The 13,708-nt window shown below is 66.3% G+C and carries 13 protein-coding genes; 5 read left to right on the top strand and 8 right to left on the bottom strand.

The window, feature by feature from the left end:
* Positions 1–18: 18 nt before the first annotated feature.
* The 4 genes from G372_RS0102015 to G372_RS0102030 are packed head-to-tail and all read right to left on the bottom strand — an operon-like array spanning position 19 to position 2,769.
* Positions 19–561: a pilus assembly protein PilP gene (locus tag G372_RS0102015; RefSeq protein ID WP_019624854.1), complete on the bottom strand. Its 543-nt coding sequence runs from the start codon at positions 559–561 to the stop codon at positions 19–21.
* A complete protein-coding gene (locus G372_RS0102020; protein WP_019624853.1) occupies positions 561–1,142 on the bottom strand; it encodes a type IV pilus inner membrane component PilO in 582 nt (193 codons plus the stop codon). The genes G372_RS0102015 and G372_RS0102020 overlap by 1 nt, the downstream gene beginning before the upstream one ends.
* Positions 1,142–1,705 (bottom strand): PilN domain-containing protein, encoded by a 564-nt coding sequence (locus tag G372_RS0102025; RefSeq protein ID WP_019624852.1) that lies wholly within the window; start codon positions 1,703–1,705, stop codon positions 1,142–1,144. Before G372_RS0102025 ends, G372_RS0102020 begins: the two co-directional genes overlap by 1 nt.
* Positions 1,702–2,769, bottom strand: a complete 1,068-nt coding sequence (locus G372_RS0102030) for a pilus assembly protein PilM (protein ID WP_018863064.1) — start codon at positions 2,767–2,769, stop codon at positions 1,702–1,704. Before G372_RS0102030 ends, G372_RS0102025 begins: the two co-directional genes overlap by 4 nt.
* A 143-nt stretch (positions 2,770–2,912) precedes the next feature.
* On the opposite strand from G372_RS0102030, the gene G372_RS0102035 reads away from it, so the two are divergent.
* Both G372_RS0102035 and G372_RS0102040 read left to right on the top strand, forming a co-directional pair.
* Positions 2,913–5,285, top strand: a complete 2,373-nt coding sequence (locus G372_RS0102035) for a penicillin-binding protein 1A (protein ID WP_019624851.1) — start codon at positions 2,913–2,915, stop codon at positions 5,283–5,285.
* Positions 5,285–5,914 (top strand): hypothetical protein, encoded by a 630-nt coding sequence (locus G372_RS0102040; RefSeq protein ID WP_018863066.1) that lies wholly within the window; start codon positions 5,285–5,287, stop codon positions 5,912–5,914. Before G372_RS0102035 ends, G372_RS0102040 begins: the two co-directional genes overlap by 1 nt.
* A 46-nt stretch (positions 5,915–5,960) precedes the next feature.
* Here G372_RS0102040 and hemE read toward each other — a convergent pair whose 3' ends face one another.
* From hemE to rpsU, 4 genes are all read right to left on the bottom strand, one after another.
* Positions 5,961–7,019: a uroporphyrinogen decarboxylase gene (gene hemE / locus G372_RS0102045; RefSeq protein ID WP_019624850.1), complete on the bottom strand. Its 1,059-nt coding sequence runs from the start codon at positions 7,017–7,019 to the stop codon at positions 5,961–5,963.
* A gap of 8 nt (positions 7,020–7,027) precedes the next feature.
* Positions 7,028–8,431: an FAD-dependent oxidoreductase gene (locus G372_RS0102050; protein WP_018175249.1), complete on the bottom strand. Its 1,404-nt coding sequence runs from the start codon at positions 8,429–8,431 to the stop codon at positions 7,028–7,030.
* Between the two features lie 389 nt (positions 8,432–8,820).
* Positions 8,821–9,264: a GatB/YqeY domain-containing protein gene (locus G372_RS0102055; RefSeq protein WP_018863069.1), complete on the bottom strand. Its 444-nt coding sequence runs from the start codon at positions 9,262–9,264 to the stop codon at positions 8,821–8,823.
* Positions 9,265–9,307: 43 nt separating this feature from the next.
* The gene (gene rpsU / locus G372_RS0102060) at positions 9,308–9,523 is read right to left on the bottom strand and encodes a 30S ribosomal protein S21 (RefSeq protein ID WP_012981683.1); all 216 of its coding nucleotides are present in this window, start codon (positions 9,521–9,523) and stop codon (positions 9,308–9,310) included.
* A 176-nt stretch (positions 9,524–9,699) separates the two neighbouring features.
* Between rpsU and aroB the strand changes: the two genes are divergently transcribed.
* The 3 genes from aroB to G372_RS0102075 form a co-directional block, all read left to right on the top strand.
* Entirely contained in the window at positions 9,700–10,824 is a 1,125-nt protein-coding gene (aroB, locus tag G372_RS0102065; RefSeq protein ID WP_020008814.1) for a 3-dehydroquinate synthase, read from the top strand.
* Complete coding sequence (locus tag G372_RS0102070) at positions 10,814–12,004, top strand: deoxyguanosinetriphosphate triphosphohydrolase (protein WP_019624848.1); 1,191 nt, start codon at positions 10,814–10,816, stop codon at positions 12,002–12,004. Before aroB ends, G372_RS0102070 begins: the two co-directional genes overlap by 11 nt.
* An 11-nt stretch (positions 12,005–12,015) precedes the next feature.
* The coding region (locus G372_RS0102075) for an AAA family ATPase (protein ID WP_020008815.1) at positions 12,016–13,708 on the top strand (1,693 nt) is incomplete at its 3' end.

Here is a 13,708-nt window from a genome sequence, read left to right on the forward strand (position 1 = left end):
TATCGCTCCCCCCGACCGCTAGTCGGCCAGCGCCACGGAGTTTTCGCGTTCCACGTACCCACCGAAGGCATCCGGGACCACCTCGACCAGCTTCACCCGGGTGGCGGTAATCTCGACGATCCGGCCGTGGTTCTCGCCCATGTAATTGCCAACGGTCACGCGCTGAATGCCCCGATCCGGCGTACGCACCAGGGCATAACGCACATCGTCCTGTTCCAACGAGCCCACCATCCGCAGCGAATCGAGCGGGAAGCTCTCGAGAAATTCACGCGGGCGATCGGGATCGATCTCGGCATCGCCGGGCTCGCCCTCGGCCACCGCCAGGTCGGGCTGCGCGATCACGGAGGAGTCGAACGGGGAGCGGGTATGCCCGGGGTACAGGAACGGCTCGTGCGGCTCCAGCGTCGGGATCGGATCGATGCCACTGCCCGGGCGCTCGTTGACCTCCGCGACGTAGTGTTCCAGGTCACTCTTGTCCGGGGCACAACCCGACAGGACAAGTGTGCCCAGCAGGCCGAGTGCGAGTGCCGCTCCCAGGGATCGCTGTGCAGGGTTCCGCATCAGTGGTCCTCCAGGTAGCGGTAAGTGCGCGCGGTGGCGTCCATCAGCAGGTCGTCATCGTTATCGCCCCGACGGATGTGCATATCATGCATGGTCACCACGCGCGGGAGGGCCGAGGTCCCGCTGACGAACTCGGCAAGCTCCTCGTAGTCGCCGCGTACCCGCAAGCGGATCGGGACCTCGGCGTAGAAGTCCCGGCGGTTTTCCCCACGCGGCTCGAACAGTTCGATCTCGAGCCCGGCCTGCAAACCGGTCTGTGAAATATCCACCAGCAAACTGGGAATCTCGGCGCTGCTGGGCAACAGCTCCAGCAACGAGGCAAACATGCGTTCCATCTCCTCGAGCTGCTCCTCATAGGCCTCGAGGTTGGCGGCACGCTGTTGCTTCTCCTCGAACTCGGCGCGCAGCTGCTGCTCGCGATTCTCCTCGCGTTCCAGCTCGGTACGCTGCTCGCCAATGAAGAAGTAATAGGACAGCCCCAGGATGAGCAGTACGATCACAACGAGGATCAGCGCCTTGACACCCCCGGACGCCTCGCCAATGTTGTTGAGGTCGATTTCATTGAGTTCCTTGATATTCATCAGGAATCCTCCTCGACATCCGCCGGCCGTGTCTGGGTGGCGTCGAGGCGGAAGTCACGTACCTGCAGGCGCCCCTCTTCGCGCCGCTCGATAATCTGCAGGTTGGAGTCAGCCAGCCACGGCGAGGCGTCGATACGACGCATCAGAGCGGAGATCCGGGTATTGGATTCGGAACGCCCCGTCAGGCTGATGTGCTCGCTTTCCTGGCGCACCTCGTTGAGATACGTGCCATCCGGCAGCGTCTCGACCAGCTGATCGAACAGGTGCACGGCCTCCGGGCGGCGAGCCTGCAGCGTCTGGATGACCTCCATGCGCGCAATCAGGGCCTCGCGCTGCTCATCCAGGTCGCGGATGCGGGCAATCTTGCGGTCCAGCTCGCGGATCTCGCTCTCCAGCATCTGGTTGCGCGACTGCTGGTGATCGATCAGCGCGCTCATGAAGGTATGCCCGCCGAACGCCAGCAGTATCCCGACCACGACTGCGCCGCCCACGGCACCAAAGAATTGCTTGCGTCGCTGCTCGCGAGCCCTCTCGCGCCACGGGAGGAGATTGATGTGGATCATCCGGCGTACCCCCTGAGGGCCAGGCCACAGGCCGTAAGCAGCGCGGGGGCATCATTGGCGAAGCGCTGCTGATTCACACGGCGGGAAAGCGCCATCCCGCGAAACGGATTGGCAATGGATACCGGCGTCCCGGAGCTTTCCTCGAGCATCTCGTCGACACCCGCGATCGCCGCGCAACCGCCACCGAGCAGGATGTGGTCAATCGAATCCTGCGGGCGTGTCACGTAGAAGTACTGCAGCAGACGCTGGATCTGGTCCATCATCGTCTGCTTGAAGGGTTCGAGGATATTGCTGACATAGTCGGCCGGAAGGTCGCCGCTCATCTTGGCGGAACCGGCCTCCTGATAGTTCATGCTGTAGCGGCGCATGATCTCCTCGGTAAGCATACGCCCGCCGAAGTTCTGCTCGCGGGTGTAGACCACCCCCTCGGTCTGGCTGACGACATAGACCGCCGTCACCGAGGAACCGACGTCGACGATGGCGACGACAGGCTTGTTCTCGCGATCGGGAATCTGCTCCATCAGACGTCCGGAGGCGTGCTCGATCGCGTAGGCCTCGACATCGACCAGCTCGGGGGTCAGCTTGGCGGATTCGGCGATCGCCACGCGCGAGTCGACATTCTCGCGCCGCGAGGCGACGACCAGGACGTCGACCAGCTGGGGGTTCTTTTCGTTCTTGCCAAGGACCTGGAAGTCCAGATTGACCTCTTCGAGCGTGTAGGGGATGTACTGGTCGGCCTCGACGAAGACCTGGCCCTCGAGCTCGGGGTCGCTGAGCGTGGCCGGCATCTGGATGGTCTTGGTGATGACCGCCGAGGACGGCACGGCCATTGCGCAGTGCTTGAGCTTTGTGCCGGAGCGTTTGACCGCGCGCGCGAGCGCGTTCCCCACCGCCTCGGTGTCCTGGCAGACCTTGTCCACCATCACACCGTCCGGCAGTGGCTCCACCGCAAAGGCTTCGACCCGGTAGCCCTTACCCTGGCGGGCGAGCTCCAGCACCTTCACCGCGGCGGAACTGACATCCACACCCAGCAGTCCCTGCTTGCTCTTTCCGAGACTCAGCACACGTCCCCCTGTATACCCCGATGAAAGTAACTGGTAGCGTTACAATCAAGTATGCTAGCTCGTTCACAATATACACTGCGAAATCCGGGTTGCAAGTTGCTTTGAAAGCTACTTCTTACCTTGGCCCCACTTTTTTTACAGTCATGAAGCCGATTCTCAAGATTTTTGCGGCGTTACTGGCCCTGGTTCTGGCGGCCGGAATCGGCGTATCCGCGGCCATTGCGGCGCTCTACGTGCACTATGCCCCGACCCTCCCGGAGGCAGAGGCCGTACGTGATGTACGTCTGCAAACCCCGCTACAGGTCCGCACCGCCGATGGTCTGCTGATGGGCGAATTCGCAGAGGAACGCCGCATCCCGCTGCCAATCGACGAAATCCCCGAACGCGTCCGCCAGGCCTTCATCGCGGCCGAGGACGAGCGGTTCTACGATCATCCCGGGGTCGACATTGTTGGTCTGGCAAGGGCGGCGATCAACGAGATTTCCACGCGCGGCGACCGCAGTCAGGGGGGATCCACGATCACCATGCAGCTGGCGCGCAATGTCTTTCTGACACGCGACCGTACCTATGAACGCAAGCTGCGCGAGATCTTCCTGGCCATTCGCATGGAACAGGAGATGACGAAGGACGAGATCCTCGAGCTGTACCTCAACAAGATTTACCTGGGCCAGCGCGCCTACGGGATCGAGGCAGCCGCACGGGTCTACTTCGACCGCTCGGTCGACGAGCTGGAGCTGGACGAGATCGCTGTCCTCGCGGCACTGCCCAAAGCCCCCTCCACGACCAACCCGGTCGCCAGCGCCCAGCGCGCCGAGATTCGTCGCAATTATGTGTTGCGGCGCATGCTGGATACTGGCGCGATCAGCGAGTCGGAATACGAGGAGGCAGTGGCCCGCCCGGTATCGTCCGAGCGGCACGTGGCCGCCACCGAGGTCGATGCCCACTGGGTGGCGGAGGCGGCCCGCCAGATTGTGTTTAACCTCTGGGGCGACGACGCCTACCGGCGCGGTCTGCAGGTGCATACCTCCATCGACTCCCGCTACCAGGAGGCCGCCAACCAGGCCTTGCGCGAGGGCCTGCTGCAATACGACGAACGCCACGGGTATCGCGGGCCGGAGGATCGACTGGGCGAGGAGAGCATGGCCGACGCCGAGTCGCGCATGCGCGCCCTGAAGGCGCGCGGCGTGCACGGGCGCCTGCTGTTCCCGGTGGTCGTCATGGAACGCGAAGGCGACGGCACGTTGCACGTCGACGGCGGCCAGATCGGCGAGCTCACCATCGAACCGCGCGACCAGGAATGGGCACGCAACCCCGAGTTCGAGGTGGGCGACGTGGTTCGCGTCCGCCCCTACACGGATGGGCGCTGGCGTCTGGCACAAAAACCGGAAGTAACCGGCGCAGTCATCGCCCAGTCGCCCGAGGATGGGGCCATTGTCGCCCTGGCCGGCGGTTTCGACTTCTTCGAGAACCGGTATGACCGCAGCACCCAGGCCCAGCGTCAGCCAGGCTCCGCGTTCAAGCCGCTGGTGTACGCGCTGGCGCTACAGGAAGGCTATCGCCCGGAAGGTATGCTGGTGGACGCGCCGATGGTCTTCGACGATCCCGCGCTGGGGGCCGAGTGGCGACCGCAGAACTACTCTCGCCAGTTCCAGGGCGAGATGAGCATGCGCGATGCCCTGGCCCAGTCGCGCAACCTGGCATCGATCCGCCTGCTCAACAGCCTCGGGCCGCAGCGCGTGCACGAACAATTGCCACGCTTCGGCCTGGACCCGGACCAGCACCCGAGCAACCTGTCAATGGTGCTCGGCACCGGCGGGGTTACACCCCTGCAACTGAACAATGCCTATAGCGTGTTCGCCTCCGGCGGCAAACTGCACAGCCCGTGGATGATCACGCGCATCGAGACGGGCGACGGCGAACTGCTCTACAAGGCCCCAACGGAGCGGGCCTGCCCCGACCCCTGCGAGGACCCGCCCGGCCAGGATCTGTACCTGAACGCCAGCGGGGGCCCGCTGCAGTACACCGACCCGGCACAGGTCCTGGAGCCGGGTGCCGCCTGGCAAATGAGCAACATGCTGGGGCACGTGATCACCGCCGGCACCGGGCGCCAGGCGCAGCAGCTGGGGCGCTCGGACCTGGCAGGCAAGACAGGCACCACCAACAGCTATCGCGATGCGTGGTTCTCGGGCTTCAACGCCGACATCGTGGCCACCGCCTGGGTCGGCTTCGACGACAACCGTGAACTGGGCCGGCGCGAGAGCGGTGGACGCACAGCGCTCCCGCTCTGGGTACGGTTCATGGACTCGGTCCTGACCGACGCGCCGGAGCGACCGGTCGAGCGGCCGGATGACCTGCAGCGTGTAGCCATCCTGCCCGACGGCCGTCGCGCACCAAGCGAGGAGACCCCGGGAGCCAACATCCAGTGGCTGATCCCGCAACAGGTGCCGGAGCGCGGCCAGGCACCCTCGGGTCCCAGCGGGGAGAACGGCCAAAGCCCACCCGAATCGGTGTTCTGATGAATCCTTCTCGTATACGTCAGGAACTGGCCCAGGAGGCCGCCAGGATCCTGCTGGACGATGGGGTCCGGGACTTTGCGCTGGCCAAGCGCAAGGCGGCCGAGCATCTGGGTGTCGATTCCCGCCACGAGATGCCGCGCAACAGCGAGATCCAGGCGGCCGCGATCGAGCGCAGTCGCCTGTTCGCAACCGACGACAGTCGTCAGGCCTATCGCGACCGCCTCGAGGCCGCTCGGATCGTGATGGAACGGCTGGCGGAGCTGGAACCGCGCCTGGTCGGGCCGCTACTGGACGGTATCGTCGAGCGCCAGCCACTGGTCAATCTGCACGCGTTTGCGGAGACGGTGGAGGAGGTCATCCTCGATCTGGGCGAGCGCGGGATCCGGTGTCAGACCGGCGAACGCCGCTATCGCAGTCGCCAGGGGCGCGAACAGCGTGTGCCGTTTCTGAGCTTTCGCGGGCCACACGACACGGACATCGAACTGACCGTGTTCCCGCTGGACGGGCTGCGCCAGGCGCCGCCATCGCCGGTGGATGGCAAACCCATGCCCCGCGCCGGGCGCGCGGAGGTCGATCAGCTGCTGGCGGTCGCAAACGCCGACGCACCCGCGACCGCCAGCGCGCCCTGATCAGGCCGCCCTGATCAGGGCGCTCCAGGCTTGAGAATGCACTGAATCAATCGCGCCGGTAGGAGGTGACGGTCTCGACCAGTGTCGCAACCCGATCCGGGTCGATGCCCGGATGAATCCCGTGCCCCAGGTTGAAGACATGCCCGGTATCGCGGTCGAACCCGTCCAGCACCCGCAGGGCCTCCTCCCGCACGACCGCATCCGGCGCGTACAGCACCGACGGATCCAGGTTGCCCTGCAGCGCCACGCGGTCGCCCACGCGGCGGCTCGCCTCGCCAATCTCGATCGTCCAGTCCAGCCCCAGCGCATCGGCGCCGGTCTCGACCTGCGCCTCGAGCCAGGCATCGCCACCCTTGGTGAACAGCGTGACCGGCACGCGGCGGCCGTCGTGGTCCCGGATCAGACCATCGACGATGCGCTGCATGTAGGCCAGCGAGAACTCGCGATAGCCACGCGGCGTCAGCGAGCCGCCCCAGGTATCGAAGACCATCACGGCCTGCGCACCGGCGCGAATCTGCGCGTTCAGATATTCGGTGACCGAGGAGGCGACCTTCTGCAGGAGCGCATGCATCGCCTGCGGTTCGCCGTACATCAGCCGCTTGGTCTCGGCGAAGTCGCGCGAGCCCTGGCCCTCGACCATATAGGTGGCCAGCGTCCACGGACTGCCGGCAAAGCCGATCAGCGGCACCTCGCCATTCAGCTCGCGGCGGATCAGGCGCACCGCGTCCATTACGTAGCGCAACTCCTGCTCCGGATCCGGCACCGGCAGGTTCTCGATCGCCTCGAGCGAACGGACCGGGTCGCGGAAACGCGGCCCCTCGCCGGTCTCGAAGTACAGTCCCAGCCCCATTGCATCCGGGATGGTGAGGATGTCCGAGAACAGGATCGCCGCGTCCAGCGGGAACCGGCGCAGCGGCTGCATCGTGACTTCGCAGGCCAGCTCCGGGTTCTGACACAGGTTCATGAAGCTGCCGGCCTGGGCGCGGGTCTCGCGGTACTCCGGCAGGTAGCGGCCGGCCTGGCGCATGATCCAGATCGGTGGGCGATCCACGGGCTCGCGCAGCAACGCACGCAGCAGACGGTCATTCTTCAGGGTCTGGGACATCGAAAAGCTCAAACGCCGAGGTATTCAAGAATGCCTTCGGCGGCCTCGCGACCCTCGAAGACGGCGGTTACGACCAGGTCCGAGCCGCGCACCATGTCGCCGCCGGCAAAGACCTTCGGGTTGCCGGTCTGAAAGGCGTGCTCACCGACGGCCTGTACACGCCCGCCCTCGTCTACGCCGATCTTGTATTCGGCGAACCAGTCCGCCGGGGACGGACGGAAACCAAAGGCGATCAGCACGCGATCGGCCGGGATCACGTGTTCGGAGCCCGGCACGGGCTCGGGACGGCGGCGGCCGCGCTCGTCCGGCGCGCCCATCTGGGTACGCACGACCTTCACGCCCTCGACCTTGCCGTCGCCGACGATCTCGACCGGCTGCACGTTGAACTCGAACTGCACGCCTTCTTCGCGAGCATGGACGACCTCCTTGCGCGAGCCGGGCATGTTCTCTTCGTCGCGACGATAGGCGCAGGTCACCGAGGCCGCACCCTGGCGGATTGAGGTGCGATTGCAGTCCATCGCAGTGTCGCCACCGCCGAGGACCACCACACGCTGGCCGGCCACGTCGATGAAGCCGTCTTCATCGTGCTCCCAGCCCATCACCTGGCGGATGTTGGAGATCAGGAACGGCAGCGCTGGGTACACGCCCGGCAGGTCCTCGCCGGGGAAGCCACCCTGCATCGCGGTGTACGTGCCCATACCGAGGAACACGGCGTCGTATTCCTCCAGCAGGGTCTCCATCTGGATGTCGCGGCCGATCTCGGTGTTCAGGCGGAACTCCACGCCCATGCCCTCGAGGATCTCGCGGCGGGTGCGGATCACCTGCTTCTCCAGCTTGAACGGCGGGATGCCAAAGGTCAGTAGGCCGCCGATCTCCGGGTAGCGGTCATAGACCACTGCCTGCACGCCGTTGCGCGCCAGGATATCGGCGCAGCCAAGGCCGGCCGGCCCGGCGCCGATCACGGCCACGCGCTTGTCGGTCGGGGTGACATCGGACAGGTCCGGGCGCCAGCCGGCCTTCAGGGCCTCGTCGGTGATGTACTTCTCCACCGAGCCAATGGTGACCGCACCGAAACCGTCGTTCAGCGTGCAGGCACCCTCGCACAGGCGGTCCTGCGGGCAGACTCGGCCGCAGACCTCGGGCAGGGAATTAGTCTTGTGCGAGAGCTCGGCGGCGGCGAACAGGTTGCCCTCTTCCACCAGCTTCAGCCAGTTCGGGATGAAGTTGTGGACCGGGCATTTCCATTCGCAGTACGGATTGCCACACGCCAGGCAGCGGCCCGCCTGCTGACCCGCGGTCGCCGGATCGAACTGACCGATGATCTCGCCGAACTCGTGGATACGGATCTCGGCAGGGGTCTTCTGAGGGTCCTGGCGCGGCAGGTCCAGGAACTGCATCGGATTGGAAGCCATGGATCACTCGCTCCGACGGGAACCGGCGGCATGACGCCACGGGGTTCAACCGTTCATGCGTTCAGGAAAGGAACGTTTCGCTCAACCAAGCGCAACGGTCAAGAAATCTCCAGGGTAACGCGGGTGAATGTACGCATTCGCGCTCGAGTCGATTTTGCCTGCTGACAAGGCGCGGTGAGCGCGGTGTAGCCGAGCTACATAAGCGAGCCGCAACGCCGTCAGCAGGCAAAATCGGCCGAGCCCCTTCGCCCAACAAAATGGTGGGGTTGGAGCTGCCTGTTCCCCGATACAGCGTTGCGCCACTTGCGGGTAGAACCACTACCCGCTGCACGACGCGCCTTGTCTCGGGAAACAGGCAGCACCAACGCGAATGCGTACATTCACCCGCGTTACCCTAGCGCTGCACGGACCTTCTGGCTGACAACGCCCATGTCCGCGCGGCCGAAGACCCGGGGCTTGAGCACGCCCATTACCTTGCCCATGTCGCTGGGACCGGCGGCGCCGGTTTCGGCAATCGCCTCGCCAATCATCTGCTCCAGCTCGGCGTCGCCCAGCGGCTCGGGCATGTACGCCTCGATCACCGTGATCTCGGCGGCCTCGCGCTCGGCCAGGTCCTCGCGGCCACCCTTGCGGTACTGGTCGATGGAGTCGCGACGCTGCTTGAGCATCCGGTTGAGGATGGCCAGCACCGCGTCGTCGTCGGCCTCGCGCCGCTCGTCGACCTCGAACTGCGAGACCTCGGCCTGGATCAGGCGCAGCGCCGCAAGGCGTTCCTTCTCCCGGGCCCGCATGGCCTGCTTCACGTCATCCTGCAACCGGGCCTTGAGCGACATTGGAAGGGTCCTCGATCCGGGCCTGACGCCCGAAAGGCGATTCTTAGTACAGACGCACCCGACGGGTCATGTCGCGGGAGTTCTTCTTCAGCTGGCGCTTCACCGCTGCGGCGGCCTTGCGCTTGCGCTCGGTGGTCGGCTTCTCGTAGTACTCGCGGCGGCGGACTTCCGCGACCACGCCGGCCTTCTCACAGGTGCGCTTGAAACGGCGCAGGGCAACCTCGAAGGGCTCATTCTCGCGAACTCGTACGTGCGGCATACAATCTCCGGATGCGAATGCTGATTCGTCTACCAAAACAAAAACGCCACCCGAAACACTCCGGGCAGCCATGCAGAACTCCCTATGGTAATCCAACCGGCGCCATTTGCAAAAGTCCGTGAAGCGATGCCCATCCTGACCGCGCGCACGCTTACGCCCAAAGCGGCACGCACGCTATGATGCTCCTGATGAACGCACCCGGCACGCAAAACCTGAACGTCGAGCTGGGCGAGCGCAGCTACCCCATCCGGATCGGACCGGGCCAGCTCGCCGCCGCCGACACCCTGCGCCCGGCGCTCGAGGGCCGCCGCGTGGCGGTGGTGACGAACACCACCGTGGGTCCGCTGTACGGCGAGGCCCTGCGCGAAACGCTCGGCCAGTGCGGGATCGCGGGCGAGCCCCTCTGGATCGAGCTGCCCGATGGCGAGGCCCACAAGACCCTGGCCACGGTGGAATCGATCATCACCCGCCTGCTGGAGGCCCGGCTCGACCGAGGCAGCCGCATCGTCGCGCTGGGCGGGGGCGTGGTGGGCGATATCGCCGGCTTCGCCGCGGCGATCTACCAGCGCGGGATCGACTTTGTGCAGGTGCCGACCACCCTGCTGGCCCAGGTCGACTCCTCGGTGGGCGGCAAGACCGGGGTCAACCACCCGCTGGGCAAGAACATGATCGGCGCCTTCCACCAGCCGCGCGCGGTGCTGATCGACACCGACACCCTGAAGACATTGCCCGAGCGCGAGCTGCAGGCCGGGCTCGCCGAGGTCATCAAGTACGGGCTGATCCGCGACGCCGAGTTCTTCGCCTGGCTGGAGGCGCATATCGACGAGCTGCGCGCCCTGGAGCCCGAGGCGCTGGCCCGGGCCATTCACCGCTCCTGCGCCTGCAAGGCCGAGATCGTCGCCGCCGACGAACGCGAAGGCGGCATCCGCGCCCTGCTGAACCTGGGCCATACCTTCGGCCACGCAATCGAGGCCGGCATGGGCTACGGCGAATGGCTGCACGGCGAGGCCGTGGGCACGGGTATGGCGATGGCCGCGCGCATGTCGGAGCGCATGGGCTGGCTGAGCACGGCCGAGCGCGAACGCGCCGAGGCCCTGATCCAGCGCGCCGGCCTGGCACTGGATCCGCCGGACCCCATGACCGCGGAGCGCTTCCGCGAGCTGATGGCGATCGACAAGAAGGTCGCCAGCGGCCGTCTGCGTCTGGTGCTGCTGCGGGGGATCGGCCAGGCCGAACTCACCGACCAGTTCGACGTGTCGGCGCTGGACGCGACCCTGCACGAGGGCACCCGTGTCGCCTGAGGCCCTGGCCACCACACCCCGGGTCGACCGGGCCTCCGGGCTCGCGGCGTACGCCGCCGACCCCGCGGCCTCGCGCGGCCGGAACCACCCGGAAGCGCCGCCACGCCACCGTAGCGATTTCCAGCGCGATCGCGACCGCATCGTGCACTCCAGCGCGTTCCGCCGCCTGGAATACAAGACCCAGGTCTTCATCAGCCACGAGGGCGACCTGTTCCGCAACCGCCTGACCCACTCGCTGGAGGTCGCGCAGATCGGTCGCTCGATCGCCCGTGCCCTGCGCCTGAACGAGGACCTGGTCGAGGCCATCGCCCTGGCGCACGACCTCGGCCACACCCCGTTCGGCCATGCCGGCCAGCATGCCCTGAACGACTGCATGAAGGCGTACGGCGGCTTCGAGCACAACCTGCAGTCGCTGCGCATCGTCGACCTGCTGGAGCGCCACTACGCGGAATTCGACGGCCTCAACCTGACCTTCGAGACACGCGAGGGCATCCTCAAGCACTGCTCGCCGCAACGGGCGCTGGAATTGGGCGCAATCGGGCGGCGATTTCTCGAGAAGCAGCAGCCCTCGCTGGAGGCGCAGCTCGCCAACGTGGCCGACGAGATCGCCTACAACAACCACGATGTCGACGACGGCCTGCGCTCCGGACTGCTCGACATGGACCAGCTGACCGAGGTGAGCCTGTTCCGCGAATGCCTGGAGGCAGTGCACGCACGCTACCCGGGCCTCGAGCCGCGACGGGTTCAGCACGAAACCGTTCGCCGCATGATCGACGCCCTGGTCTCCGACCTGATCGAGACCAGCCAGGCCGCGATTGATGATCAGCGGGTGCAAAGCCCGGACGATGTCCGTCAGGCTGGCCAGTCCCTGATCCGCTTCAGCCCGGAGATGGCGGACCAGGCGCACGAGCTGAAGGTCTTCCTGCGCGAGAACCTGTACCACCACCATCAGGTGCACGCGGTGATGCACAAGGCACGCCAGCTGATTCAGGACCTGTTCGCCGCGTTCGACTCCGAGCAGCGGCTGATGCCGGAACGCTTCCAGCGGCACGCCGAACAACTGGCGGGCACCGACCCGCATGCGCCGCAGCGCGCGATTGCCGACTACATCGCGGGCATGACCGACCGCCACGCCATCCGTGAACACCACCGCCTGTTCGATCTGGGCACGCTGACCTGAGACTGAGACCCATGGCGCTTTCCGACCAATGCCTGAAACAGCTCGGCCTGCACACGGCGCCGTTCGACGAGACGCCCGACGAACATTTCATCTACACCGATCCGCTGCTGGACGGCCTGCTGGAATCGGCGCGCGCCGCCCTCGATGCCCCGGGCGCCATCGTGATCATGACCGGCGAGAACGGTTCCGGGCGCAGCCTGCAGTTGATGCGCCTGCTGGCCATGCTGCCAGAACCCTTCGAACTGATCGCCTTTCGCGCGCGCATCAACACCCAGTTCGAGTCGGTCGATCACACCATTCGCAGTTACCTGCGCTCGCAGAACGCGGACGACCCCGATCGACCCCTGACCGAATTGCTGGCCGAACGCGTGGCGATCGGCATGGACCCGGTAATCGCGATGGACGACGCCCATCTGGTGGGCACCGACATCGTGAACAACCTGATGCGCATGCGCAGCGAGGTACTCGAGTCCCAGGGCCGCGCACCGCGCATCGTGCTGGTGGGCTCCGGCGGCCTGCTCCGCCGCCGCCTGTACCTGCCGGACCCCTCCGACGAAGACCAGGTCACGCGCGTCAACCTGCGTGCCTTCAATCTGGAGCAGACAGCCGCGTACCTGCGTCACCGTCTGCAGGCGGCAGGCCTCGACGATCCGGAGCGCCTGCTCGACCAGGACACGATCCACCACCTGCAGACCACCAGCCAGGGCCTGCCCGGCAACCTGAACCGCGAAGCCAACCAGGTCCTGGAACGCCATTGCCGCAGTGAGCGCCATGCAGCCAGTGCGGCCGGCGCATCCACGGCACCGGGCGCCACCGCTTCCGGCATCGCGCTGGGTGACGAGGCCGAACGCGAGGATGAACCGTCGCCCACGGCATCGGAGGCCACGGGCGTCACCCTCGACTCCGACGCCGACCTCGATCGCGACAGCGGCCCGATGCTGCGGGCCCAGCGCGACGAAGACGAGTTCACCCCGGCCGCCGAGGCCCTTGCACAAACCGACAGCGAGGACGAGCCGGAACGACCACCGGAATCCGAGCACGAACTGGACGAACCCAAGGGGGACCAGCGCACCGCCCCCTTCTGGAATCAGCGATGGTTCGTGCCGGCGGTCGCGGCCACGGTCGCGATCGGTATCGCCGCCCCTGTCGCCCTGCAGCTGATGGACGGCCGCGAAACCGAGGCGGAACAGGAGGTCGTCGAACTCCCGCTACCCGAAACCAGGCCCCCAGCATCCCCGGGGGAGGACGACCAGGTCGCCCCCGACCCGCTGGAGCATACCGACGACACGCTGACCGGCCCGGATGTCGAGCCCCTGCCTGGCCGGGAACCCCCGAGCGGTGACCCAATCGCCGGCATCGAGGCCGAACCAGCCGCGGAACCTGAGCCACAACCCGAGCCTGCGCCGGAACCAGAGCCAGAACCAGAGCCAGAACCAGAGCCAGAACCAGAGCCAGAACCAGAGCCAGAACCAGAACCAGAGCCAGAACCAGAGCCAGAACCAGAGCCAGAACCAGAACCAGAGCCAGAACCAGAGCCCGAGCCAGAGCCCGAGCCGGAACCGGAGACGACGACCGAGGCCCTGGCCGACGAGGATGGTGACAGCGAGCGCCTGCGCGGCGACCTGGAGTGGCTCGGCAACCAGTCCTCCGATGCGTTCACCATCCAGCTGATCGCGGCCCCGGACATGTCTACTGCCCGCGGCT

Source organism: Thioalkalivibrio thiocyanoxidans ARh2 (genome assembly GCF_000385215.1).
Lineage (GTDB): Bacteria > Pseudomonadota > Gammaproteobacteria > Ectothiorhodospirales > Ectothiorhodospiraceae > Thioalkalivibrio > Thioalkalivibrio thiocyanoxidans.

Excerpts from the sequence above, each read along its gene's own strand:
- G372_RS0102015 (WP_019624854.1), bottom strand. The coding sequence starts at position 561 with ATGCGGAACCCTGCACAGCGATCCCTGGGAGCGGCACTCGCACTCGGC.
- G372_RS0102020 (WP_019624853.1), bottom strand. The coding sequence starts at position 1,142 with ATGAATATCAAGGAACTCAATGAAATCGACCTCAACAACATTGGCGAG.
- G372_RS0102025 (WP_019624852.1), bottom strand. The coding sequence starts at position 1,705 with ATGATCCACATCAATCTCCTCCCGTGGCGCGAGAGGGCTCGCGAGCAG.
- G372_RS0102035 (WP_019624851.1), top strand. The coding sequence starts at position 2,913 with ATGAAGCCGATTCTCAAGATTTTTGCGGCGTTACTGGCCCTGGTTCTG.
- G372_RS0102040 (WP_018863066.1), top strand. The coding sequence starts at position 5,285 with ATGAATCCTTCTCGTATACGTCAGGAACTGGCCCAGGAGGCCGCCAGG.
- hemE (WP_019624850.1), bottom strand. The coding sequence starts at position 7,019 with ATGTCCCAGACCCTGAAGAATGACCGTCTGCTGCGTGCGTTGCTGCGC.
- G372_RS0102050 (WP_018175249.1), bottom strand. The coding sequence starts at position 8,431 with ATGGCTTCCAATCCGATGCAGTTCCTGGACCTGCCGCGCCAGGACCCT.
- G372_RS0102055 (WP_018863069.1), bottom strand. The coding sequence starts at position 9,264 with ATGTCGCTCAAGGCCCGGTTGCAGGATGACGTGAAGCAGGCCATGCGG.
- rpsU (WP_012981683.1), bottom strand. The coding sequence starts at position 9,523 with ATGCCGCACGTACGAGTTCGCGAGAATGAGCCCTTCGAGGTTGCCCTG.
- aroB (WP_020008814.1), top strand. The coding sequence starts at position 9,700 with ATGATGCTCCTGATGAACGCACCCGGCACGCAAAACCTGAACGTCGAG.